12 protein-coding genes are annotated in these 26,879 nt (G+C 56.7%); 10 read left to right on the forward strand and 2 right to left on the reverse strand.

All coding sequences use genetic code 11. The features are described from left to right. Nucleotides 1-2 precede the first annotated feature (2 nt). The 5 genes from HQL63_05400 (at nucleotide 3) to HQL63_05420 (ending at nucleotide 18,367) form a co-directional block, all read left to right on the forward strand. On the forward strand, nucleotides 3-2,828 hold the full coding sequence (locus HQL63_05400; GenBank protein MBF0176269.1) for a response regulator: 2,826 nt from the start codon (nucleotides 3-5) through the stop codon (nucleotides 2,826-2,828). Further along, entirely contained in the window at nucleotides 2,825-5,098 is a 2,274-nt protein-coding gene (locus HQL63_05405) for a response regulator (protein ID MBF0176270.1), read from the forward strand. The genes HQL63_05400 and HQL63_05405 overlap by 4 nt, the downstream gene beginning before the upstream one ends. Next, nucleotides 5,082-6,224 carry a hybrid sensor histidine kinase/response regulator gene (locus HQL63_05410; GenBank protein ID MBF0176271.1) on the forward strand — a complete coding sequence of 381 codons (1,143 nt, stop codon included), beginning with the start codon at nucleotides 5,082-5,084 and terminating at the stop codon, nucleotides 6,222-6,224. The genes HQL63_05405 and HQL63_05410 overlap by 17 nt, the downstream gene beginning before the upstream one ends. A gap of 306 nt (nucleotides 6,225-6,530) precedes the next feature. After that, nucleotides 6,531-16,421, forward strand: coding sequence for an FG-GAP repeat protein (locus HQL63_05415; GenBank protein MBF0176272.1), 9,891 nt, complete (start codon nucleotides 6,531-6,533; stop codon nucleotides 16,419-16,421). A 179-nt stretch (nucleotides 16,422-16,600) separates the two neighbouring features. Further along, the gene (locus tag HQL63_05420; GenBank protein ID MBF0176273.1) at nucleotides 16,601-18,367 is read left to right on the forward strand and encodes a TolC family outer membrane protein; all 1,767 of its coding nucleotides are present in this window, start codon (nucleotides 16,601-16,603) and stop codon (nucleotides 18,365-18,367) included. 90 nt (nucleotides 18,368-18,457) lie between these two features. Here the strand turns inward: HQL63_05420 and HQL63_05425 are convergent, their stop codons facing one another. After that, on the reverse strand, nucleotides 18,458-18,745 hold the full coding sequence (locus HQL63_05425; protein MBF0176274.1) for a hypothetical protein: 288 nt from the start codon (nucleotides 18,743-18,745) through the stop codon (nucleotides 18,458-18,460). Between the two features lie 448 nt (nucleotides 18,746-19,193). Between HQL63_05425 and HQL63_05430 the strand changes: the two genes are divergently transcribed. From HQL63_05430 to HQL63_05440, 3 genes are all read left to right on the forward strand, one after another. Then, entirely contained in the window at nucleotides 19,194-19,376 is a 183-nt protein-coding gene (locus HQL63_05430; protein MBF0176275.1) for a hypothetical protein, read from the forward strand. A 251-nt stretch (nucleotides 19,377-19,627) separates the two neighbouring features. Next, nucleotides 19,628-20,089: a FecR domain-containing protein gene (locus HQL63_05435; GenBank protein ID MBF0176276.1), complete on the forward strand. Its 462-nt coding sequence runs from the start codon at nucleotides 19,628-19,630 to the stop codon at nucleotides 20,087-20,089. Between the two features lie 195 nt (nucleotides 20,090-20,284). Then, the gene (locus HQL63_05440) at nucleotides 20,285-22,291 is read left to right on the forward strand and encodes an OmpA family protein (GenBank protein ID MBF0176277.1); all 2,007 of its coding nucleotides are present in this window, start codon (nucleotides 20,285-20,287) and stop codon (nucleotides 22,289-22,291) included. A 359-nt stretch (nucleotides 22,292-22,650) separates the two neighbouring features. Here HQL63_05440 and HQL63_05445 read toward each other — a convergent pair whose 3' ends face one another. Continuing rightward, complete coding sequence (locus HQL63_05445; GenBank protein ID MBF0176278.1) at nucleotides 22,651-24,864, reverse strand: adenylate/guanylate cyclase domain-containing protein; 2,214 nt, start codon at nucleotides 24,862-24,864, stop codon at nucleotides 22,651-22,653. Nucleotides 24,865-25,043: 179 nt separating this feature from the next. Here HQL63_05445 and HQL63_05450 point away from each other — a divergent pair, with 179 nt between their 5' ends. Continuing rightward, nucleotides 25,044-25,652, forward strand: coding sequence for an LON peptidase substrate-binding domain-containing protein (locus tag HQL63_05450; GenBank protein MBF0176279.1), 609 nt, complete (start codon nucleotides 25,044-25,046; stop codon nucleotides 25,650-25,652). Nucleotides 25,653-25,805: 153 nt separating this feature from the next. Beyond that, the gene (locus tag HQL63_05455; GenBank protein MBF0176280.1) at nucleotides 25,806-26,732 is read left to right on the forward strand and encodes a hypothetical protein; all 927 of its coding nucleotides are present in this window, start codon (nucleotides 25,806-25,808) and stop codon (nucleotides 26,730-26,732) included. The last annotated feature ends 147 nt before the right edge of the window (nucleotides 26,733-26,879 follow it).

Below are 26,879 nucleotides of genomic sequence, written 5' to 3' on the forward strand. Positions count from 1 at the left end.
TCATGAGCACACCCTCCCGGTTGCTGCACAAAATCACCATGACCTCCGGTGTCATGGCCGCCATGGTCATTTTTTTGCCGCCTCTCATCCATCTGTTCCTGAGTTTGAACCATGTCTACAAGAATTTGGATTCAGAACTGCGTATTCATGGTATTTTTTTAAACAAATTTGTCAGCAACAATCCCCTCGTTTGGTCTTCTCAAGGGATTCGCCTGCAATCTGTTCTGGACGATATCCATACACCAAACTTTTCAGTGCACGTATTCCATTCTGCCAATGGGCAGGCAAAGGAGGTTATCCATGTCATGGAAACACTTGCCTGGCCGCAATTAACCCGCGAAATAAATTTGTATGACTATGGTGATCTCACTGGAAATGTGGAAATTTCCCTGTCGTTGCGTCCCATGCTGCTATCCATTTCGTTGACTTTGCTCCTCAGCACACTTTTTGGTCTGACTATTTTTTTCCATCTGCGCAATCTGATGTTGCGCACCTTGAATCAGGCCACCGAAGCCTTGCAGGAAGCCAAAGAAATTGCCGATGAGTCCAATCGCACCAAAAGCGAATTTTTGGCCAACATGAGCCATGAGATTCGCACTCCCATGAATGCGATTATCGGTCTTACCGATTTAGCATTACAAATGACGATGCCGCATCAATTACGTGGCTATATAACAAAAATCTCCAACGCATCCCACTCCTTGTTACGCATTATCAACGATATATTGGATTTTTCAAAAATTGAGGCGGGCAAATTAGAGATAGAGTCCGTTGATTTTTTGTTACGGGATGTGCTTGACCATCTGATGGACCTGTTTCGCAGCAAGGTCCGCGAAAAAAATATTGAACTTGTCCTGCATATGTCAGAGGAGTGCCAGTATATCTTGACGGGTGATGCCCTGAGACTTGAACAAATCTTGATGAACTTGATCAGCAACGCCATCAAGTTTACCAGGGAGGGGCAGATTGAGGTAAGCATCCGAACATTGGTCCCCGTCGATCACCAGGGAGAGCAGCGCGTTCGACTGGAGTTTGCCGTCAAGGATTCCGGTATCGGCATGACACAGGAACAGAGCGCCAAACTGTTTCATTCTTTTACGCAAGCAGACAGCTCCACAACCCGGGAATATGGGGGAACGGGGCTGGGTCTCGCCATCAGTAAACGCCTGGTGGGCATGCTGGGTGGTGACATTTGGCTGGAGAGTGAACCGGGCAAAGGGAGCACCTTTTTCTTTACTGTCCTGTTGCCACGACGGATAGAGAAAGAAAGAAACGAGATGTCGCCTCCCGGCGCCATGCAGGGACTCCCCGTGTTGATCGTAGACGATCATGAAATGGCCAGACGCTCCCTGAAAGCGGTTCTGGATCATTTGACCTTCCGTGCCGTGGATGTTGCGTCCGGGGCAGATGCTCTGGTGGAGATGGCAAGGGGGATAACCGAGGGTACGCCTTACCCTTTGGTGTTGGTGGATTGGGCCATGCCTGAGATGGACGGTATGGCTGTTGCGCAAAACATGGTGAAAATCGCCTCCCGTATGGGAGCGGAGAGGGCAAAAATCATTTTGATGATTGGCGATGGCCAGGAAGAAGATGTTCGGATCAGCAGCCAACGGACCAGCGTGGACGCGGTTCTCGTCAAACCAGTCAACTGCTCACAACTGTTCGATACCATTATGGAACTCTTTGGTCAGGATGTCGAGAAAGTCTATCGACACGGTTTGACCTCCATGGATGCAGAGGGCGTCAGTGCCCATGTGAAGGGAGCCAGGGTGTTGTTGGTTGAGGACAACTCCATCAACCGACAGGTCGCTGGTGAAATGCTTCAGGGGCTTGGTTTGGTGGTTGAAATGGCCGTGGATGGCCTGGAAGGGGTACGCAAGGCGGAATCCTCCGAGTTTGATGTGGTATTCATGGATATCCAAATGCCCAGGATGGATGGCTATACAGCCACCCGCGAAATACGCAACATGCCGCATCGCAAGCGGCTTCCCATCATTGCCATGACGGCGCACGCCATGGCAGGGGATCGAGAAAAATGTTTGGCAGCCGGCATGAATGACCATGTCACCAAGCCAATCGATAGAGACAATCTGTATGCAGCACTGCTGCGCTGGATTCCGCCCGGTGAGCGGACTGGACGTGCAACAGGGATGGGCCAGGGAACTCTCAGCAACGACAAGGGACAAGTGCCGCCGACATTGGCAGGGATTGACGTGATGGCTGGACTGGACCGGTTGGGCAACAACCACACCATGTATCACTCACTTTTGCAAGAATTTGGCCGGGATTATCGCCATGCTGTCGAAAGTCTGCGGGTGTTGTGTGCGGGCAAACGGCAGGACGATAGGAGTGCTGCGGTCAGCCTGACTCATGCCATCAAGGGTGTAGCGGGCAATCTCGGTGCGCGTGATCTGTACGAAGCGGCACGTGACCTGGAACTGTGTCTCAAACGGGACGCACGGGAAGGGTGTGCCGATTTGCTGGACCGTTTGGAGCGTGCAAGGGCCCTTGTGTTGGAGTCCATCGCCTCCATGACAGAACAAGAGATGGCGCCAAAGGCTGAAGAGGGGAAAATGATTGCGGATGCGCCCGTCAATCGCGAGGAACTTCATGATCTTATTGATCATATGCTCTCACTTTTAAAACAAAATGATGTCGAGGCGGAAGTGCGCATGGCAACCCTGGAAAGAGTGCTTGCGGGCACCGGCCTGCACAATGAGGTGCAATTATTGGCGGAACAGATCAGAATGTTTGATTTTGATGGCGCAACCGTTACCTTGTCGGCCATAGTCAAATTATTAAACGTTCCATTGAATAAACCAGCATGAACGATAACACGCAGCAGGCACGCATACTGATCGTTGACGATGTGCGGGCAAACATCCGTGTCCTCGTGCAAATTCTTCGCAATGATTACAAAATCTCTGTCGCCACCCATGGGGAAAAAGCGCTGGAGGTGGCGCATGCGGAGCATCCGGTCCTTATTCTTCTGGATATCATGATGCCGGATATGGATGGCTACGAAGTTTGTAAGCGCTTGAAGGAAAACAAAAAAACTCAGGACATCCTTGTCATTTTTGTCACCGCGAAAGACGATGATCAGGATGAAGCGAGAGGCTTTGCGTTGGGCGCCGTGGACTATATCACCAAACCTTTCAGCAAGGACGTTGTGCTGGCCAGAGCCAGGAACCATATTCAATTGAAACAAAACCATGACAGCATGCTTGCCATGATGGTTGAGTTGGAAAAATCCAGGGAGAGGGCAGAGGTCGCCAATCGGGCAAAGAGCGGATTTTTGGCCAATATGAGCCATGAGATCCGTACCCCCATGAACAGCATTATTGGCATGACAGAATTGGTTCTGGATTCTGATTTGGATGAAAAAAACAGAAAATATTTAAATACGGCGATCTCTTCCGCCAAAAGTCTGCTGGGTCTCATCAACAACATTCTGGATCTTTCCAAAATTGAGAGTGGCAAACTGGAGTTGGAGTCTGTCGTTTTCAACTTGCGACATGTTTTGGAGGATGTTCTGGGCGCCATGCATGTCCTGGCTCAAGCCAAAGAGTTGGAGTTGTTCGGGGATGTGGATGCGCCATTGCCAAACTGTTTTATCGGTGATCCGACCCGTTTGCGCCAGGTTTTAATGAATCTGGTGGGCAATGCCATCAAGTTTACTGAAAAGGGACACGTCTTTGTCACCGTAACACGGGAATCGGCAGAGATGTTGCGTTTTGCCGTGACGGATACCGGCATTGGCATTCCTCCAGAACAGCAAGAGTCCGTGTTTGAGATTTTTTCCCAGGCGGATGACTCGACCACCCGGAAATATGGGGGAACCGGATTGGGGACGACCATTGCCAAAGAGATCGTGGAAAAAATGGACGGACGGATTTGGCTGAAAAGCACAACGGGCAAGGGGAGTACATTTTTTTTCGTGGTCCGCTTGCCAGAGGCCAAGGGGGTCGCCTCCTGCCAGGACAGGCGAGAACATGACCGCAAGGCAGCGCCATCGGACGTTGCCATGTCTGCGCCACTGAATATCCTGATTGCGGATGATGTGGAAGCCAATCGCGTCCTGGCTGTTACACGTCTGGAACAGCGCGGACACCATGTGGTGGTGGCGGAAGATGGTGTACAGGTTCTGGCCCACTATGAAAAGGGGGCATATGACGTGATCTTGATGGATCTACAGATGCCCCATATGGATGGAATAGAGGCAACCAAAAGGATTCGACAGAAGGAAGCCGGTATGAAACCCGCACAGCATATCCCCATCATTGCCTTGACGGCCCGCTCCATGGCCAGTGATCGGGAGTTGTGCCTTGCGGCAGGCATGGATGAATATGTCTCCAAGCCTATTGATTTTAATAAACTCTACTCGATTCTTGCGCAGATGTTTCCGTTGGGTGGTGGCGTGCGGACAGGAGAACGACCTGTTGTTGCAGTAGCGCCAGAGGAGACGGAACCGGTTGCTTTTCCCGACATTCCGGGCGTTGATGTCAAGGCCGGTTTACACCAATGGAGAGACGCAAAGGTGTATCGCAACGCTCTGCTGCGTTTTGCCCAGTCTCAAGCGGCCAAAGGTGGACTCATTCGCGCAGCTCTCCAGGCAGGAAAGCTTGCAGAGGCCGAAGCGTTGGTCCATGCATTGAAGGGTGCATCAGGTTCCTTGTATGCCGTTGCCCTGGCGGGTGCGGCAACTGCTTTGGAATCGGGGTTACGTCGACAGGAATCCCATTTGGATCCTTTGCTCACGACGCTGGAAAACGCCTTGTCAGAGCTGGTGGCATCGTGTCGCGTTCTGGAAGAAAATGGTCCGACTGTCATGGCTCAAGAGACCATCCCGGTTTCGCCTCCCCAACCGCACCACATCCTTATGATGCAGCACATGGCCCGGGCTCTTGGCAGTGGCCGGGCCATGGAAGCCGAGAAACTCCTGCCCGAAATGGCGCACTGGTTACAGGGAACTGTTTACGAGTCGGATGTTGCGCGTCTCATGACCCAGGTGGATGATACCGATTGTGCAGGGGCAAAAAAAGGGCTGGACAAACTGGCTCAAGCATTGGGAGTGCATGTGTATGGAAACGATCTCTAAAAGGCCGACCATCCTGTTGGTGGATGACGAACCTGCCAATCTCAAGCTGCTTCGAGAAATTTTGCGCAAGGATCATGACCTGTTGTTTGCACACAACTGCGCAGAAATGTTTGAATATGCCGCCGACCAACCAGACCTGATCTTGTTGGATGTCATGATGCCGGAGATGGACGGTTATACAGGATGCGCCCTGTTGAAGGCAAACGAGGCAACACGCGATATTCCAGTCATATTTGTCACCGCCAAAATTGAAATGGATGACGAAATTAAGGGGTTTGCTGCGGGAGCTGTGGATTATCTGACCAAACCTGTGCAAGGTCCAGTGGTACGGGCTCGTGTCAAGACCCATTTGGCATTGCGACAGGCAAGAGAGCTTGTTGTCCGGCAGAACAAGGAGATTATGGCACAATATGAATCGCTCAAGAAAACGGCTCAACTGCGGGATGATGTGGAACACATTGTTCGCCACGACCTGAAAGGTCCACTCAATGCCATCATTGGCATGCCGGAGGTGGTGATCAACGATGGGCCATTGACCGAAACCCAGGAAAAATTCCTGCACATCATTGAGGAAAGCGGCTACCTGTTATTGGATATGATCAATCGTTCACATGATCTATACAAGATGGAGCAAGGCATTTATCAGATAGACGCCAAACCGGTCAATATACTTGTGATTCTGGGTCGTGTTTTAACTGAACTTCAGCAACAAATACACGAAAAAAAATTATTGATCGATATAACTCTGAACAGCAGGCCCGTTGTTTCAACGGATCTGTTTCTCGTCTCCGGAGAGGAGCTTCTGTACCACTCCATGTTCTCCAACCTGCTCAAAAATGCGGTTGAGGCGTCTCCAGCGAAGCAATCATTGATGATCAGTTTAAAACAAAAGGAAAAACCGGTCATACGCATAAGCAACAAGGGGAGTGTGCCCGTTGTGATTCGAGACAATTTTTTTGGAAAATACGTTACTTCCGGCAAACAACAGGGAACCGGTTTGGGGACTTATTCCGCCATGCTGATTGCCAAAACATCGGGAGGGGACTTGCTGTTGGACACAACCAGGGAAGGCATGACATCTATTATAATCAAACTGAAAGCCTGGACGGATTGTTCCGCTTCGTAGTGTGCAATCAAGTCAAGTGATTGTTATTTTGCATCTATTCACCGCCCTTGCAAGAAAAGCCTGGACGGGAAAGCCTTTGTCAGGGCTTCGCCCCGAACCCCGCCAGGACGCTGCCCTGGACAAAGCCAGGGAGCCACCCCCCTGGACCCCGATTCGTTGCCGGGTGGTGAATGGTTGACAGAGACGCGGAGAGCCTCCTGTCCATCAAATAATCTGATGTAGCCAAAAAGCAAGAAATCTGTCAGAATCGTTCGGAGCGGATTGGTTTGGCTGCAACCTGATGTTTTCTCTTCATGGAATCAAGCAATGGCCATACATGCCTCTCCCAACTCCACAACATCCCTGGCTGGTTCGGGCGAAGCCCGTCCCCTCCCTGTCGCCAATCCCCACGACGGGACGATCCATGTCACCCCGGATGGGGGCCAGGTTTATCTGCCGGACGCCTCGTTTTTGCTGACCGGAGAGTATACCCGATCCGGCGCCGATCTGATCATCGAGAACGTGGCCGGGGAGAGGGTGGTGATCGAGGGTTATTTCGCCGGGAAAAATCACCCCCTGCTCAAGCTTGCCAACGAGGCCACGGTCACGCCGGATACGGTCGAGGCGCTGCTCCTCAATCCGGTAGCCCCCTACATGGTGGCCGGGCCGACCTTCTGGCCGGGGGGAGAGGCGGAATCTCCTGTCATTGGCCATGTAGACCGGGTGGTCGGGCGGGTTTTCGCCCGGGATCGCAATGGTGAGTCCCGCCTGCTGCAAAAGGGGGATTCCATCCATCTGGGCGATGTCATCGATACGGGCAAGGAGAGTCTGCTGAAACTCCTGCTCAACGACGACACCATGTTTCAACTCGGTGAGAATGCCCGTGGCATCCTGACCCAATATATTTTCGATCCCGGCAGCGCGTCCGGAAAATTTGCCGCCACGGTGTTGCAGGGCATTTTTCGTTATGTCAGCGGCAAATTGGCCCATCTCAGCAAAACAGGCCAGCATACGGTTATCAAGACGCCGGTGGCCACGATCGGCATTCGCGGCTCGGCGCTGGACGGCGAGGTCACTCCAGCCGGGGAGACCACGGTGGTGCATACTTCGGGCGTGCTCTCCATCGGGGATGCCCAAGGCCAGGGGAGTATCACCCTGACCACGCCGGGAACAGCCACAGCCGTGTCATTCACCGGCGGGCCTCCGAAGCCGGTCTTCAAGGCGCCCGACACCTTCATGGCCAAGTTGAACTCCCAACTGTCCACCCAGGTCTTCGAGCAGAAGGAGCATGCCGAGCAGAAACAGATCGAACAAAAAATCGAGCAGCATAAGGAGGAACAGAAGCAGGAGCAGGGCAAAGAGAAATCGGACAAGGCCGATGCCAAGACCGGGGAGGCCGCTGGCGACAAAGGGGAGCAAAAGGGGGACGAAAAAGGCAAAGGGGACGACGCCAAAAAAGACGAGGCCAAAGCGGACGACGCCAAAAAGGATGATGCGCAAAAGGACAACGCCAAAAAGGATGATGCGCAAAAGGACGACGTTTCAGCCAAAACCGACGACGCCAAAAGCGGGCCGGACTTCGGCGAAGATCGCCCCCCGGAAAAATCCGGCGACGACACGAAAAAAGCCCCATCCGGCGGGCCGGACTTCGGCGCCGGCGACGCACCCAGACCGGATGGCCCGGGCAAGGCCGCCGGGCCTGACTTTGGCGACGGCGCCCCCAAACCTCCAGCCGATACCGGTCAGGCCAAGCCGGGCGCCGGAACGAACAATCCTGCCGGTGGGCCGGATTTTGGCGTTGGTCCCATCCCGGGCAGCAACAGCGGAGAACCGGTGCGTTTGGGCAGTGCACTCCCCCCGGGAAATCTTCCGGGACAGCCTGAGACCACCGCCAAAACATTTGGCACAACCCTCGCCCCCCCTCCTTCCGATGCCGCGAAACACCTGCTCCCTTCCCCGACCAACAACCTGCCCGCTGCCGGTACGCAACCCAGCCTTGTCGAGACACAAAACGTCAAACTCCCACCACACCCGGGGAGTGACACCCTCGATGCCCAGGAACAGGGCGCCCTGACCATCCCCCCAGCCAAGCTCCTGGCCAACGACCAGGATCCCCGTGGGTCATCCCACTTGAAGATCGATCCGCAGGGATTTGATTTTTCAAAACTGCTCGGAAAGATCGCTGTCGGATCCGATGGCACGCTGACCTATCAACCTGATGGTCGTTTTGACCATTTGAACCCCGGGGAGACCGCGACCGAAACCTTCAGCTATACGGTTGCCAACAGTCATGGCCTTGTCGCCACAGCCCCTGTCGTCGTGACCATCACCGGAGAGAATGATGCCCCGACGGTCAACAACACGCTTGTCACCAACCAAAATTTCATTCTGGGCAAAGCTTTCAGCTACGTCGTCGATGCCGAAACCTTCAGCGATGTGGACACAGGCGACAAACTCACCTATTCGGCCAACCTGGCAGGGGGAAGCGCCCTGCCCTCTTGGCTCAAATTCGATCCCGCCACCGCCACTTTCAGCGGCACCGCCGGCGCCGATGCGACCAACGATGTTCAGGTTCAGGTCACGGCCACGGACACATCCCAAGCATCGGTCTCGGCCAACTTGACCTTGCAACCCCTGGCACAGGGGGTCTTCCTCGATGGCGCCGTCAGCGGCCTCAATTATCAAACCGCCACCCAGTCAGGCTTGACCGACAGCCAAGGCAACTTTCTCTACCGCCCCAACGAGACCATCAAATTTTACGTGGGAAATTTTTATCTGGGGCAATCGGCGGGCGGCTCCGTGGTCACGCCGGTGGATATCGCCGACGCGGGAAATTCGACGCGGGTAGCCAACACCTTGCAACTCCTGCAAATGGCCGATGCCGATCACGACTTGAGTAATGGCATCCAGATTTCCGCTGCGACCAGCGCCGTCATTTCGGGCTTGAATCTCAACCTGGACACCCCCCTGACCGAGACAAATTTTGCCCCCCTCCTTTCCCAGAATGGTGGAACCTTTATCACCCAATCACAAGCCTGGAGCCATTTCGGTCAAACCCTGGGTAACCTGAGCAGTGAAAAAGGGGGTTTTACCGGACTGTCCATTTCCAGCAACACTCTCTCCGCCGGGGCCACAGCCGGCGCCGCCGTGGGTACGCTCACCGCCCAGGCGCCAGCCGGGGCGACCCCGGTGGTGCAGATCATCGGGGGAGCGGATGCCGGGTTGTTCGAGGTCAACAACGGCGTGCTGCAACTCAAGGCCGGGGCTGTATTGGATTTTGCCAACCACCCCACGCTGGAAGCGGAGTTTCTGACCACGGATGCCAAGGGGGGCATTCCGCCCCGGGTGGACGCCCTGACCATCACCCTGACCAACCCCAATCACGCCCCGACCCTTGCGGGCCACGCCAGCATCCCGGCCCATACCTCTGATCTCGCCAGCTCGGGCGCCACAGTCGGCGCATTGTTCGTTGGGCTCTTCAAGGATGCCGATACAAGTGACCGTCTGGCCGGGGTGGCCGTTGTCAACAATCCGGCGACCATTAGCCAGGGGGTATGGCAATATTCCGTGGATGGCGGGGCCAACTGGACCGCGCTCGGCGCAGCCAGTGACGGTGCCAAGGCCATTGCCCTCTCCGCCGCCAGCCAGGTGCGTTTTCTGCCTGCGGCTGGTTACACAGGTTTGGCGCCGGAGTTGTCCGTCAGGGCGTTGGACAGCTCCTACAAGGGCAATTGGTCATCTACGAACGCCATCGTGCAGGTCGATACCACCACAACGGGTGGATCGACCCCGATCAGCACAACCACCATTCCCTTGGGGGTCGATCTCACATTTTACCAGGGTGCGCCTTATCCGTTTGGGGTCGTTTTCGATACCGTGGCCAACCTGACGGCCAATGCCGGTGGGTACATCAATGCGGCACAACGTGTCACGGTGGTCGATACGGCAACCGTGGCCCAGTTGGCAACCATCGATGCCTTGACGCCGGGAACGGTCGTTCCCACCAGTCTGGCCGATACAGCGGCCCATCTGGCTGGCAGCGCCGGGGTTTATGTGACAGGCGCCGTCAACGTGACGGTGAGTGATGCCGCATCCCTGGCCCAACTGACGGCTATCGATGCCGCCACCACCGGAACCATGACCTACAGCACCGGAGGTATCGCCGACACGGCAACCTACCTGGCAGTCAATGCCGGTGGCTATGTCACTGGCGCCGTCGACGTGACGGTCACCGACACCGCCACCATCGCCCAACTGGCCGCCATCGACGCCCTGACCACCGGAACCATGACCTACAGCGCCGGAGGTATCGCCGACACGGCAGCCAACCTGGCAGCCCATGCCGGTGGCTATGTCACTGGCGCCATCGACGTGACAGTCACCGACACCGCCACCATCGCCCAACTGACCGCCATCGACGCCCTGACCACGGGAACCCTGACCTACAGTGCGGGAGAGATCGTCGATACGGCGGCAAATTTTGTCGCCAATGTCGGTGGCCTGGTGACGGGCACCATCAACGTCACCCTGTCCGATGCCGCCACCATCGCCCAACTGACCGCCATCGACGCCCTGACTGCGGGAACCCTGGATTACACGACGGGTGGCATCATCGATACGGCAGCCAACCTGGCGACCAACGCGGGAGGCTATGTCGACAGCTCCACCAACGTCACGGTCAGCGATACACAGACCTTGGCCCAATTGGCTGCCATCGATACCGTCACGGGAACGGTCACGGCAACCCATGTATCCGACACATGGGCCCATTTGACCGCCAATACAGGCGGATACGTGACCCGTTTCACCGATGTCGCCGTGACCGATACGGCCACCATGGGTCAGTTGGCCGCCCTGGATCTTGCGGCAGGGGTGGTCACCGCCACGCAGATCACCGACGCAGTCGGTCAACTGTTCGTCAATGCGGGTGGCTACATAACCGGCAACGTCGCCGTCACCGTCACCGATGCCGCCACCATCGCCCAACTGACCGCCATCGATGCCCTGACCACAGGCGCCGTCACCCCGACCACCATCATCGACACCGCCGCCAACCTGGCCGGCAACGTGGGCGGATATGTGGGTGGCGGGATCCATTGCATCATCACCGATACGGCGACCAGCGCCCAGTTGACCACCATCGATGGCTTGACCACCGGAACTTTGACCGTCTTGAACAACGTGGATCTGGTGGGCAACTACAGCAACCCCTCCCCCAGCCTGAACCTGCTTGCAGCTGCCGTCACCATCAACGGCGGCGGATATACCCTCGACAACCCCAATGGCTCCACCCTGAACCTGGACGATGACAGTTTTGCCTCCGTTCCGACCCTGAGCACCCTGAGCAACAGTGGCACCATTCATATCCAACGTTCACCTGGTACGGTGACGGTCCATGGCGCCTACCTCAACAATGCCGCCTCCGTCCTGGCCATAGGTGTGGGTGGTACGACCAGTCTGACTGGTGCAGCCATTGCCTTTGCCAGCGGCCTGACCAACGCCGGCGTCATCGCGCTGGACAATCATGACGCCAGCACAGCTGACGCAAGCCTGACCATCACGGCAGGCACCCTGACCAACAGCGGCACCCTCTGGTCATTGAACTCAGGGGGCGCCGTCGCCGGGGTGCGCACCATCACCGGCAACGTCACCAACAGCGGCACCATCGATGTCGATTACGATCTGACCGTCGCCGGCGGCACGCTGGACACATCGTATGGCACGTTGGACCTGGCTGCCGGGACGACGCTTGTCGCCAACGCCTGTACCATCGTGATCGGGGCCGGAACCTCACTCATCGGCACAGGCGTGCTCCGCCCGGACAGCTCCTTCGATATGACAGACAGCTTCGCCTACGGGAACACGGTGACGTTGGATCTGCTGCACAGTACGGTGACCATCCGGGGGGCCTTTTCATTTGGCCTGCTCAACGGCAGCCATCTCGCCATGGATGACGACATCGTGGATGAAAACACCACCATCAGCAATGATGGGACTGTCGAAATCCAACGCCACGCGGGAACGGTCACCATCAACGGAACCTGGTACAATCAACCCCCCAACGGGTCGCTCGTCATTGGCAAAGGCGGCAGTGGCGGCAGTGCCGATATCGTGTTCGCCAGCGGATTTACCAACTATAACCTTATCGAACTGGACAACGAGAGCAGCAGTACCGATGAGGCCTCCCTGACCATCACCAGTGGCACTCTGACCAACCCCGGAACCATCTGGTCGCACGACTCCGGGGGTACGGCGGCGGGGTTGCGCACCATCACCGGCAACGTCACCAACACAGGCCGTATTCTGGTCCATCATAACCTGACCATCAACAACACCGGCGCCACCTTCGATACCAGCAGCGGCACCATCGATCTGTCCACCCTGAGCCCCAGCCCCACGTTGACCATCGACTCCGGCACCACCCGGTTTGGCGCCGGCACCACCCTTTTGGGGTTCGGCTATCTGGTATTGGCGAACGCCCACACCCTGGACCTGACGGGAAATTATAACCATCAAACCCCGGCGCATCTGGACCTGCTCCACGGCACGGTGACCATCCAGGGTTCCGGCTACACCTTCACGAACGCTGCCGCCTCCATCCTGAACCTGGACAACGATCACTTTTCCGCCGGGCTGACCCTGAGCAACAGCGGCACCATCAATGTATTACGTTCTTCCGGTACGCTGACCATCGACGGTTCCTCCAGTAACAACGTCGGCGCCGTGCTGGCCATCGGCATCGGCGGCACCGGCAACGCGGCTCTGGCTGTCACGACCAGCTTCACCAACGCCGGAACCATCATTCTGGATAACGAGAGCAGCACCGCCGGCAACAGCACGCTCTACGCCAACAGCAACGGTGTCATTCTGACCAATTCCGGTCGCATCTGGTCGCGGGATTCCGGTGGCACGGCAGCCGGGATGCATACGATTTATGGCTGCATCGTCAACTCCGGCGTCATCGATGTGGATTATAATCTGCTTATTGGCAATACCGGCACCTTGGCCACTTTTGACACCTCGGCTGGTACCATCAATCTGGGTACGGGCGCCGTTCTGACCATTTCCGGTGGCACCACGGTATTTGGCACCGGCACCGTCCTGAATGGCAATGGCTCGATTCACCTGGCTGGAACCCAGACCTTGATGTTGGCAAGCAACTACACCTACAGCATGCCCTCCTTCAATCTGGTTTTCTATGGTGCGGTGACGGTTACAGCCGTATCGCCCACCACCTTCATGATCGCGGCCAGTGGCGCACTGGACATGGATGGCGACACATTCGCCACCCAAGTCGGGTTGGTCAACCTTGGATTTTTGAGCTTTGGCGGTACCGGCAACCATATCGACGGCACCCTGACAAACGATGGCGTTCTGTACGTCGATGGCTACAGCTATGCAGCGACCGAAGCCATCTTTGCCAGCGGTTTCACCAATGCCGGCACCCTGGTTCTTGACGACACCGCCGCCAATGCCAGCGCGGTCCTGTTACAGATCAATTCGGGCACATTGATCAATACAGGCACCCTCCAGATGCAAAATTCCGGAGCCGGCACCGCAAGCACCTTCCATATCGATGGACATCTCAGCAATCAAGGTAGCATGTACCTGATCGGCAATCACAGCACCTTGATGTTGGATCATGCGGCAGTTTTTGGAACATTTGTCAACAACGGCACCCTGTCGATCCTCTCCGACAGTGCAACGCTCAAGATCTCCGGCCTGCCCAGCACGACATTCACCAATGATGTCAATGGTCTTATTTCCGGAATCGGGACGATCGACGTTTCGGATCCCGATGTGACCTTCATCAACAACGGCAGGATCCTGCCGGGTCTGACCACGACCGGCAACCTGACCATTCAAGGCCCCGTCACTTTTGGCAATACCGGTACGCTCGAACTCTTTTTGGAAAGCAGCCAGAGCTTTGACAAGTTGACGGCCAGCAGCGTCGATCTGAACAACGCCTCCGATACCGTGGTTCTTCATTTCTACAACTACTTTGTGCCTGCGCATGGTCAGACATTCGACATCATGTCAGCTTCTTCCGTTTCCGGAGTATTTGACTATTATGCCCATGCTCTGGGGACGGACTGGACCTTTACCCAGGCTTTTGCAGGCGGCCAGTACCAGGTGACGGCCCACAAGGCCATCGATGCAGCCACGTCGTTGGGCAATATCACCGGAATTCGCGGATTTTCTCTGCAAGGCGCTGCCGCCGGCGACAATTCCGGCAACGTGGTCGGATCGGCTGGAGACTTTAACGGCGACGGTTTTTCCGACGTTCTGGTCACATCCGAAAACAACGACGTTTCGGCCAGCAACGCCGGCGCCACCTACGTGATATTCGGCACGTCAGCGGGCGTCACCTCGCCTCAATCTCTCACAGGCAGTGGTTTTACCGCTGTTGGCGTTGCGGTCAACGACTTTTCCGGAAGCTCGGCGGCCTCTGCCGGCGATGTCAACGGCGACGGCGTGGACGATTTGATCATCGGCGCCAAAGGGGCGGATGTGGTCAATGGCGGAACCATGACGGATGCCGGTGCAGCCTCCATTATTTTTGGTCAAACAACCTGGTCTGCCGACCCTTTCAATCTGTCGAGTCTGAATGGCGGCAACGGCTTTACGTTGACCGGCGGCGCTGCGGACGATTTTCTGGGACATGCGGTTCATGGCGCCGGCGACATCAATGGCGATGGCTACGATGACATCATTGTGGGCGCCTACAAAACCAATACCAACCAAGGCAGCGCTTATGTCGTATTTGGTCATGGCGGCACGTTTACCCCCACTCTCGCAGTCAGTGCCCTGGATGGCAGCAACGGTTTCACCATGAACGGTATCACCACGAGCCAGACAGGATATTCAGTCAGCTCTGCCGGGGATGTGAACGGCGATGGGTATGACGACATCCTGGTTGGCACATCCGCCACCGTCAACTCGGCTGTTCCCGGCAAGGCCTTTCTGGTTTATGGGAAAGGTTCAGCTTTTGACGCCACCCTGAATCTCGCCACCATGACTTCCACCGATGGCGTCACCCTGGTCGGCGCCAACAATGGCGACTCCCTGGGTTTGGGGGTCGATGGCGCCGGAGATGTCAACGGCGATGGTTACCAGGATATCATCGTCAGCGCCAGTAACTTTGACCTCTCCTCCGACGCCGGCGCCGGCGCAACCTATGTGATTTTCGGTTCGGCCTCCCTACCGGGTTCCATCGCCGTCTCCTCCCTGGATGGCAACGATGGATTTGCCATGTATGGCATGGCTGGCTCCGACCATGCCGGATCCTCGGTCGCAGGGGTGGGAGATGTGAATGGCGACGGTTTCGATGACGTTCTGGTCGGCGCCCTTCAAGCCGATCCTGGAGCCATTGCCGATGCCGGTCAGGCCTATCTGATTTTCGGCGCTCCCAATGTTGGCAATGGGGGTTCCCTGAATCTTTCCGCCCTGGATGGCCATAATGGCTTGGCCCTGAACGGGGATCACTCTGGTGATTGGGCGGGAAGTTCCGTGGGCGCGGGCGGTGATTTCAACGGTGATGGCTTGAACGATTTCATGGTCGGCGCCACCAGGGATGCCGTTGGCGCCAACGCCCTTGCCGGGATCAGCACCCTGGTCTATGGAGATAATTTCCCGGGAAAAATCAATTTCAAGGGCAATACCGGCAACAATACCATCGTCGGCTCCGGAGCTGATGAAAACCTGGTCGGCGGCGCCGGCAACGACACCCTGGATGGGGGCAGCGGCAACGATGTCCTGATGGGAGGCCAAGGGGATGACATCCTCTTTCACGACTCCGCGGACACCCGCGCCGTGGTGGGTGGTTCTGGCGTGGACACCTTGTACCTCCATGGCACGGTTCCCTCGCTGAACTTACATACGAACACGGCCATAAAGGGCATCGACATCATCAACATGAACACTGACGCCGGAGCGAACAACCTTGAGCTCAACATGAACGATGTGCTGAAAATCTCCGACCACAACGCGCTGATCGTCATGGGCGATGCCGCCGACACCGTGACGGCCAATTCCCTGGATGGCTGGACCAGGGCAGCGTCCACCACGGTCCACGTCAACGGCCAGAATTTAAGTGTCAGCTCTACCGGGCTGACCGAGTTGGGCGGCCATACGTTTGATGTCTATACCGCTCCGGTCAACCACCTGGGGGTGTTGTTGATCGAGGATCCGATCCTGCCAAGCAGCGGCATCATCTGAGGCCCGCCATTCCGTGCCGGGTACTGAACGGTTATCACGACTCGTTTATTTTTGTCGGGATGGGGCAGCCTTGGTTTGAATCCAAGCTGGATTATCTCCATTTCGAGATGTATGATCCTGTGAAGAAATTGGCAGAGGGTTATCGTTTCCCGACAGTTCGGTCATGGTGGACATCACACATGCTAGGGGTTGTTGATCTCTCCACTCTGGGCGGAGCGTCCCGGCGCGCGATTGCCAATCGTATCCGGGCACGTTGCCATTTGTGGAGATGGAGCGTGATGGCCCTCCTGATCCTGCCGGCACCAGCTTCGGCCACAACCCTCCTGGAGGCCACCGCTCACGCACTCAAGTCCAATCCTGAAGTGTTGGCTGCCTTGGAAAATCAGCGCGCCGTGCGCAATCAGATTGATGGGGCCAGGGCCGGATACCTCCCCACCCTGGACACCGCCACGGCCTACGGTCGTGAATGGAGCAACAACACGACGACCCGGGGTCTGGGGTTGAACGGCCTGACGCTCACCAACGGGCAATCCAGCATCACCCTCTCCCAACTGCTCTACGACGCCGGCACCACGGCAGCCAACTCGGCCAAGGCGCAAGCCGCCTATGCCTCGGCCACCTTCGGATTTCATCGTGTCGCGGAAGCCTTGCTGCAATCGGCCACGGATGCCTACCTGGAGTCCCTGAAACAGCAGGAACTTCTTGCCCTTTTGCAAGACAACGTCCGTCTGCATCAGGACATTCTGGAAAAGATCCAGGCCAAGTTCAAAAGCGGCGCCGGCAACGAGGCCGACGTTCAGCAAACCGAGACCCGTCTGGCCCTGGTTTCGGCCAATCGCGTGGCCACCCTGGGGGCATTGCGGATAGCCGAAGCCCGTTATCTGCGCATCACAGGCTTGCCGCCCAGGGATCTGCTTCGGCCTGAGGTCCATCTCGCCGCTATCCCCGTAAACTGGGATGTGGCGGAAGCTGCCGCTTTGCAATCTCACCCGGCCATTCTGGCGGTGCAACAGGATCTTGCCGCCGCGCAACACGACCTGGAGGCCATCAAGGGGAGCTTTCGTCCCAACATCAAGATGGATATCCTCTACGGAAACAATGCCAACCAGAGTGGGACGGTGGGTTATGCACAAAATGTCTCCGCTCTGGTCAAAATGAACTACAACCTGTTTCGGGGTGGCGCCGACAATGCCCGGAAGCACGAATCCATGCAGCGCATCACCCAGATGCAGCAGGTTTTGGAACAAACCCGCCGCACTGTCCGGGAAACCCTGCGCACCGCCTGGGAAGGTTTGGAAGCTGCGCGGGATCGCCTTGAATTTCTTGAGAAGCACGTTGCCATCAGCAGCAAGGTCTCCGCAGCCTATGGCGATCAGTTCAAAATAGGCAAACGCACCCTTCTGGATGTTCTTAACTCGGAAACCGAACTGTTCACGGCCAAGTCCACCTTAACCACCGAACAGTTCAACCTTTTGGCCAACGCCTTCCGGGTCATGGGCGGCATGGGGAAACTTCAGGAGTTTCTCGGCGTGCAGAACCCACACACGGACCCGGCCACGACCGCGACCCCGGCTCTCCCTCTCCCTGTGACAGCTTTCCAGGAGACGATTGCCAGACTGGCTTCGGACAGCTTCCCCACCCCCCCGAACCCACCCGCAAACCCGGCGCTCGATGGATCCCCCACCCACCCGAATCCGGGAGCCCATCCCGACCCGTCGGAAAGCACCGCACCCCTCGATTTGGACAACGTCCCACCCCCCGACCCGGAGGGGATCCATTTCTCGTCCCAAACTCCCTCCGTCCAGATTCCTCTCCCCGAGCGCACCCCACCATCCGTGGCAACACCCGCCCCCAAAAGGGTAGCTCCAGAAAAAGCAACCCTCGCACCCTCTTCGCCGACACCGGAGCCATCATCAAAATCAACCGAGACAGCCTACCCCTGGTAACAACACCGGGCACGAAAGACCGAACGTCCGGGCACGAAGGACCAAATACCGAAGGGAAAGAGAACTCTTCCGGTCGGATCGCGCCCGAAATCAAGCCTGAATGTCGATCCCGGCAGCCGCCGGGGATCCGGATTGACCGCCCCCCAGAACGGTCTCCTGTGTGTGCATGGATGTTGCGCGGCTCACATCAGGGGTTTGGGCACGAACCTCCCGGTTAAGCAGGCTGGACCGCACATCGACCTGGACGGCATCCCGATGCAGACTGTTCTCAATGCTGGACCTGGTTCCCCGGGAGACACTCTGGTTAAGGCTGTTCAAATATTGCGTGCGGCCATGGGCCGAGGCGTCGTTGGAAGCGGTAATGGCGGCGACAGTCATTGTATCATCTCCCTGCCTATTCGGATATCCAACCCTCCACCGGGTTGCACGGTCTATGCTACCCATCCCACCGGGGGAGGTCAACCCAATCCTGGCTTTATTTGATTGAATATATTTATTAACACAAAGAAATATTTATTTTTTCAGCCGCCGGCCATTCTCTGGTGAAAAATCTTCTTGCAAGCGAGGTCTGGACTGCTATGATGAGACGCATCGTGGGCGTGTGCGTTGGGTGTTCTTCATTGCGGGGGATTGCAGGGGGTGTCGCACCATGATTTTCAGCTTTGATTCTTTTTCATTTTGCGAAGAAAAACAAAACGAGAGAAGAGTCTCATCGCGCATCTGCCACAGCAGACAGGTCACACTGGAGCTGACCAAAAACCGCACCGTTTTGGGTGTTACGGAAAATGTTGGGTGCGGAGGGGCCTTCGTACGCATTGAGAGCCCCATGTGGTCCTTGACACCTGGGGCCACCTGCCAATTGCGCCTGCTTGGCAGGCCAACAGCCACGGCTTGGCCATGCCGGCTGGTTCGCACGGAGCGAAGCGGTGTTGGGGTCGAAATATTGAACGACGCGACTCACTTCCTGGGAGAGTGTGACATCTCCCGCAAGGTCATGACCTGCCAGTAACCTCATTTCTCCTTTTTGGTGGCCACTGGCGTACTTCGGTATGCTTATTGCTGAGCAATAAGCCCAGCCATACTCTTCTTTTGGCGTGGCGCCTGCCTTTGGAGGGTGGCCGTGGGTTTTGCGGTGGCGCCGTCACTTTGTACGTTTATTTTTCCGGTGAATGAATCTACCATGCCGGAAGCGGGTATCGGGTGGTCCAAGGGTGCGTTATGGAACGGAAAGCGGCAAATCATCAGGAAAAGGGTGCGTCCATGTCCAAGTCGGTTTATTACGTCGTCGTCTTCTTGCTTCTAGGTCTTTTTGTCGGTATCGCGCCAGCCCGTGCGACAAGCTCCCCCGAGGCTATCGGCCACATCAAAAAGCTGGAGGGGTCCGTCAAAATTTTGCGCGCCTCGAAAACGGTTGATGCCAAACTGGGTGACGAAATTTTCATGAACGACACCCTGAAGTCTGGGACTGGCGCCGCCATGGGAGTGACCTTCAAGGACGACACGCGTGTCGCTCTCGGTCCTGATACTGAGTTTGTCGTAGATGATTTTGTCTATCAGCCCCAAAAGAACAAACTTTCTTTCGGTTCACGCATCACCAAGGGCACCTTGCAAGTCATCTCCGGAACGATTGCCAAACTTTCTCCGCAATCCGTCAAGCTTGAAACCCCGACCGGAACGATTGGCGTCCGTGGAACGCGCTTCCTGGTCAAGGTGGGAAAATAACATGGTCTATTTCCGGCATGGAAAGAACCTGTGCCAGAGGTCAAGCTGGAGCAGGTTGCGAGCCTGTCCGCCCGGGGGTCAGTGCCGGTCGGATTGGTTGGGTGTGCATCGCCCCTGCAATGCGCGAGGCTCCGGTGGGCGCATCCTGTTCTCGCTCTTTTCCATCTCACTGGTATCACACGGAACGATCCAAACATGAGCAATACACCCCGGCATGTCATCATCAACCTGGACGGCAACAGGTTTCTTCTGAAGGGCCGGTCCTGCGAGCCTTTGCCGTCATTGGACGCAGTCAAGGGGGACAAGTGGGTCATCACGGATTTCCGGGGTGCTCCATCCTTCCTCATGTCTGTCGAAGCACCGCAGCGTTACGCCGAACTCCTCGCCCACCGACAACTCCAGGAGCAGGGGGAGGCCAATCAGCACGCCCGGCTGCTCACTCACTGGAAACAAGGACGCACGGCAAACCTGAGCGAGTTGTTCTTTACCGTGGTGGAGAAGGATGCGGCAACCAGCTATTTTGACATGGCCCAGGCCGACTCCAACCATCACCTCGTGTTCCCCCTCAATGCCGTTCTGTACGATGTGCTGGTCAAAAACTCCTCCAAAAAACAAAATGTCGCTGTCCTGTTCGATCACGATCGGCATGTGGACATCCTGATCGGCAATCCGGGGCGTATCGCTGGCAACTTGCGGCTCTCTTCGCACTCGTCAGCACCAGAGGACAAGGCCAATATGGTCGAGTCCCTCCAGGATGAGTTGAGGTCCATGGCCTCCAAGGCCAATATGCGCCTTGAGAAAATCATCTATTTCAACTGGCATCTCCTGGATGAAACCGGCAGCGCCACATCCGCGACAAACACCGACATCTCTTTCGGTACCGAAAGCGACGGGGCCACGATGGCCACCATCGGTGGACACCTCGACGGCGCCATCAAAACCTCGACAAAAAAAGCGACGTCTGCGTCGCGTTCTGCGTTGGTCATGAGCGCCGGCTGGGTTCGTCAGTTGGCGGAAAAAATGCAACTAAAGTGTGTCGTCCTGCAACAAACCCGTTATGAGCAGGAGAATGATCAGGTACTGGTAACATCCCTGCCAACCGCCATCAAGAGTCTCTCCTACCAGCGTGCGGGAAACACTACCCTTGAGATCGTCAAGTACGGCGCGGAAAAGGCCGTTGTGCCCTTTTTGACCACCTTCTTGATTGTGGTGGGGGGCCTCTACCTGTCTCATCTCTTCCTCGCACAGAAAACCCGAACCATCGAAAAGCAGATCGAGGCGGAAAAAGGGCAAGGCTTCCACTATGAACCTGTCTTGCCTATCTCCCCCGACTCCACAAAGGTCGTCGATTTTACCAAGCGCCTCTCCTCCCTGTTCGACATGCCGTCGCCGCGCTCCATCCTGGTCGAGGTCAGCGATTCGATCCCGGAGGGGATGGATATCCATGTCAGAAAACTTTCCTTCGACTACGATGCGCGTATGACCCCGATCATCACCATGGATGGGTTTGTCGGTGGTGGTTTCAAGGTTGCCAAACAGGCCTACACCACGTTCATGCAGTCCCTCGTCAAACGTGGCTACGTCCTCGAAGCAGAGTCCCTGAACACCGATGTCCAGAAGATCAATTTTGTCACCAAAATCAGGCGTGAGCATGCCCAGCCCAAAAATATGGTGATTCTGCTCCCGGGCGATGACGGCAAGGTCGGTGCGGTCTCCGTGACCAACAAGGGCGGACACCAAGAACTGAACACCGCACATGCAGCCGTGGGTGTGGATGACGCCGACGTGGCCCCTACCCAGCCATTTTCCATGGACCAGAGCCAGATTCAAGCCGCCTTCGGCAAAGCGCTTGATGCCAACCCTGAGCCACCTCTCCACTTCATTCTCAATTTCAACTCGGGCGGAACAGACTTGACCGAGGAGTCCAAGCTCCGTATGACGGAGCTCCTGGGCGCTGTCTCCAAACGGTCCACCCCTCCCACGGTGGAGGTTGTCGGTCACACGGACACTGTGGGGCCTGCTGACCGGAACTGGCAGCTTGCCCTGGATCGGTCACAGTCTGTCCGAAACAAGCTGGTGGAGATCGGTCTGAAGCCGGAGATGGTCGACTTCAGTTCCCACGGCGAGGGCAATCCCCTGGTGCGTACCGCCGACGAAGTGTCCGAATCACGTAATCGCCGGGTCGAAGTGACCATCCAGTAACCTGACCACTCCGTCTTGTTCGTGGCCCATCAGCAGTAAACGAAGATATGAAAGCCTAGTGGACCAACCGACTTGATTTGAAGTGCTCACTTTTCGTGCCTATTCCGCACTCTTTCAAGAAAAGCTTGGAAATGAAAGCCTTTGTCAGGGCTTCGCCCCGAACCCCACCAGGGCGCTGCCCTGGACCCGCCAGGGAGCCAGCCCCCTGGACCCCGATTCATGGTTTGCCTTCACATCAAATCAACACGGTTGAGCCACTGGTCGGGGCTTCGCCCCGAACCCCACCAGGAGGAAGGGCGCAGCCCCTCCTCCTGCACCTCCATCCCGGTCTTGCAATCGTTTTTTTTGGTTCGCTCCCCCTACTTGGAAGAGAGCACCACGCGGCTTCCCTTCTGGCCACTCTCCAGGCGTTGCAGATGAAACCGGACCAAGCCGTCATCCGGGTAAGCGGCAGCCAGGTTTTGGAACGCTGCCAAGGCAGCCGGATCCTCCTCGGTCATGCTTTGGTATGCTGCCTTATAGGCCTGGATGTGTGGTGACGTCTCCTCTTCCATCGTCAGCAACTCAAAAGTCTCGATGCCCTTCTCTTTTCCCTTCAAGACCAACTCACCCGCCGGGCGACCGACAAAATCCGGACATTGCGCCACGGTCGAACCACTGACACAGATGCGCGTTCCCAACTGCTTGTTGACGCTCTCAAGGCGGGCTGCCGTGTTGATGGCATCGCCAAGGGCACGATAGTCCAGGACATTGTTGCCGCCAAAATTTCCCACCAGGACAGTGCCGGTATTGACCCCAATCCGGGTCAAACCGAAGGGAATCTTTTTTTCCTGCTGCTGATACCGGGCAAATTTCCAGGAGAATGTGTTCATATCCCGGGCGCAACGAACGGCACGGATGGCATGGTCGGGTTGTGCAACCGGTGCCGAAAAAATAATGGCCACGGCATCCCCCACGATGCGGTCCAAGGTGCCCTCGTGGGAAAAAGCGATCTTCACCATCTCGTCCAGATATTCGTTCAGCAAAGCCACCATGGCATTGGGATCAAATTTTTCCATGAGGGACGTGAACCCGGCCAGGTCGGTCATGACGAAACTGCATTCACGTTTCTCTCCCCCCAGCTTCAACAACTCCGGGTGGTCGATGATGTACTGCACCAGGTTTGGGGAGACATAACTGGCGAAAGCTTCGCGGATCCACTGGGATTTTTTCTCTGCCTGCAAGTACCTGGGTACGGAAAAGGTTGCAAACGTACCCATCACCATGATGGATGGCAAAACGGGATCCAGCAGCAGATTCCACTGATTGAAGGCATACCAGGAGCCATAACAGGTCACCGCCACCGCCCCGCCGCCGACCACCACGGACCATGTGGCGCCAAGGCGCGCCAACAGGGTGACGAGCAACAACCACATCAGCACCATGAAAATGATGGCCCCTGCCTGTTCGAGATCGGGACGCTCCAGAAAACTCCCCTGCAACATCTGTTCAACCAACTGGGCATGGACCTCGACCCCGGGAATGATGCCGCCCAGGGGGGTAAACCGCACATCCAGCAAACCTTTTGCCGATGGTCCCACAAAAACGATATGCTCCTTGAACCGGGCAGGATCGGACTTGCCTTCAAACAATTTCCAGGCCGGTTCATACCGGTCGGGGAGAGAGGGGGTGTAGTGCAACCAGATATCCCCACGCGGTCCGACAGGCACGGTCAGGTTACCGATCCGCACCGATATCATGCCCGTGTGTCCTCCAGCGCGTTCCTCGCCATGCGCTCCCGAGGATTTAATGAAATAGTTTTTCGCTCCCTGGGCCACGCGCAAGGCCTCTGCGGCGAGACTGGGGTAGAGTATGTCTTCCGACCGCTGAATCAAGGGAACGCTGCGGATCACCCCATCGCTGTCGGCGGTGAAGGCGAAGGTGCCATTGCCCACCGCAGCGGCCTCCAGGATGGGTAAAGTCGCCACTCGTCCGGGCAAGGATCGAAGAAATTGTTTGGGATCATCGCCGGCGGTCACAAACGCCGCCTTCTGGGCCGGTTCGCGGTCGTTGGATTTTTTTTCGCCCAGGGTAAAACCGGTGACAACCTGACCTCGGCGAATCGCCTCGGCAAAAACCTCATCATGGTCCGGCATCTGGCGGAGCAGGTCCATTTTTGTCGCATCACCCTTCCACAGCTCCAGCAACCGTGCGGGCGATGTCCGATCCGGTTCCGCAAAAACCACGTCAAAAACAATGGCCGCCACATCCAAGTCCTGCAACCGCCGCACCATCTCCGCCTGCACGGTGCGTGGCCAGGGCCATTGGCCCAGCTTTTCCAGACTGACATCATCAATGTCCAGGATACGCACCGGAGCATTCTGGTACTCCCGGGGGTGCCAGCGCTGAAAGGCATCGAACGCAACATTGCGCAGCGTACCCACCATGGGATCATCCCTCAACTCTGCCCCAATCCCCACAAGCAGGACACAAAAGGAGAGCCAATAAGGCATGGTTTCAACAATCCACGCCATAATCCGGCTCAGGAAAGGGGGCCATGATCTGGCATTACGTGTTGCGGATTTTTTTTTCATGAGACCTGCCTGTTTGGCAATAGGGGTCGGGATATGGTCCGAAACGATAAAATGGATTCTGCTCAACACCCTCGAAAAGTGCTATTCTGTCCCATCGTACTGCTTATCGCCAGGGAAAGCCGTAAACGAATCATCAACGCGCTGACAAACGGTGAGACATGTCATCCGAGTCCGACGTAATGCCTCTGTTCCCCCTGCACACCGTCCTTTTCCCGGGCGGCACGCTGAATCTGCGTATATTCGAGGAACGGTATCTGAATCTGATCCGTCACTGTAGCCACGACGTTTGCGGGTTTATCGTCGTATTGATTCGGCAAGGTCGGGAGGTCAAGGACATACCCACCTTGTATGACATCGGCACATTGGCGACCATCGTCGATTTTGGCGATCTGCCAGGAGGTCTTCTCGGTATTACGGTGCAGGGTACCCGTCGTTTTCGCATCCATGGTGTGCGTTCCCGTCCCGACGGTCTCCTGCTTGGCCATGGCGAACTTCTTCCCGTGGATGCGCCCCCTCCCCTCCCCCAACACCTGGCCGTCCTGGACGACCTTCTGGAACTTTTGGCCGGCACAAACCCGATCAACATACCTCGGAACGACCACTCCAACCATCAATCATCCGCTGAAAAGGGTGGAGTGGAGAAATCCCGGGATTCGGCTGCATTGGCCTGGAGACTGGGTGAGCGGTTGCAAGTGCCCAACCATGAAAAACAGGCGCTCCTGGAGATGCACGACCCGCTGCTGCGTCTTGAATTCATAGGGGAGTTGTTGAGTCTCTCGCCTATGTAAAAAAAATTTTTCAGTCAAATGGATGCGACATCAACCCGGCCTGCCCGGGCTGGTCGATCATGCAGTCAAGCCTGTAGACGTCCTTTTGTGTAGCTGGAATGCACCTTGCAGTGTCTGTTGACGGGATCACCCATCTTTTCGGGACATCGACACATGAACACTCTGCGGCTGGCGCCGATACTCTCTGCCACCATACCACGCGCAAGCCGTCCTGGTTCGGCGTGGATCCACACCGGGCTGCCTGACCTTGTCCCACAGCCTGCCGGCCATGCCGACAAGACCCGTCTTCAGATCGTGATGGTGGGGATGGTCTTTCTGGTTCTGCAATCCGGAGCTGCCAACTCCGGATCCAATCAGGGTGACGAACCTCGGACGACCGTTCATCCCCTCTCTCTGGGATACACCTTGCAAATGGCCTTGCGGGCCGCCATCGACACCGGCATCAACCCGGAAAGTCCTGCCCACTTTGCCCGCCTGACCGAGGTCAAAGGCACCCGCAGCCAAGCCTTGGACCTGGAGGAGCAGGCCGACAGGCGTGACCAGGCCAGGCTGCTTCTGGAGAAACCCTTCGCCGCCGCCAAGCGGGTCGTGCGCGACGACGCCAAACAGTATCTGCTGGCAAAGGGTCGTTCGCTCCCCATCGTGGAGTCCCTGGGCAAGACCCTGGAATCCCTGGGTGTCGACATGATCCCCTTCGGCAACGACGATCGACAAACACACCTCAATCAACAAACACACCTCACAGGTGGCCATTCCCTGGTCAAATTGGGCTGGAATCCTCTGCAACCGGCCCATCTTCGGATCCATCTGCAACGGGCCGACGGAGACCATCCAGCCTCTGCCTCTTCATGGCCACATGGTCTGTATGTGGATGGTCACATTGCGCCCGGAGAGAACCAATGGGAGGGGGGGTGGAGAAGCGGACATTTCAATCTGTCGGGTGTGGTCAGGAGTGGCCGGTCCGATGGTGAAACCATGCAGGTACGGGCTGGATACCAACTTTCGGAGCATGCCACCGCCGAACTCCGGAGCGGCAACCAGGGCGCCGCCCTGACCATCCATTTTTCCAGAAGCTTTTGATCTGCCTTCGTCACTATTCAGCACCCTTGCAAGAAAAGCCTGGACAGGAAAGCCTTTGTCAGGGCTTCGCCCCGAACCCCACCAGGAGGAAAGGCGCAGCCCTTCCTCCTGGACCTCCATCCCAGTTTTTCAGTCGTTTTTTGGGTG

This window comes from Magnetococcales bacterium, from assembly GCA_015231175.1.
In the GTDB taxonomy this organism is placed as follows: domain Bacteria; phylum Pseudomonadota; class Magnetococcia; order Magnetococcales; family DC0425bin3; genus HA3dbin3.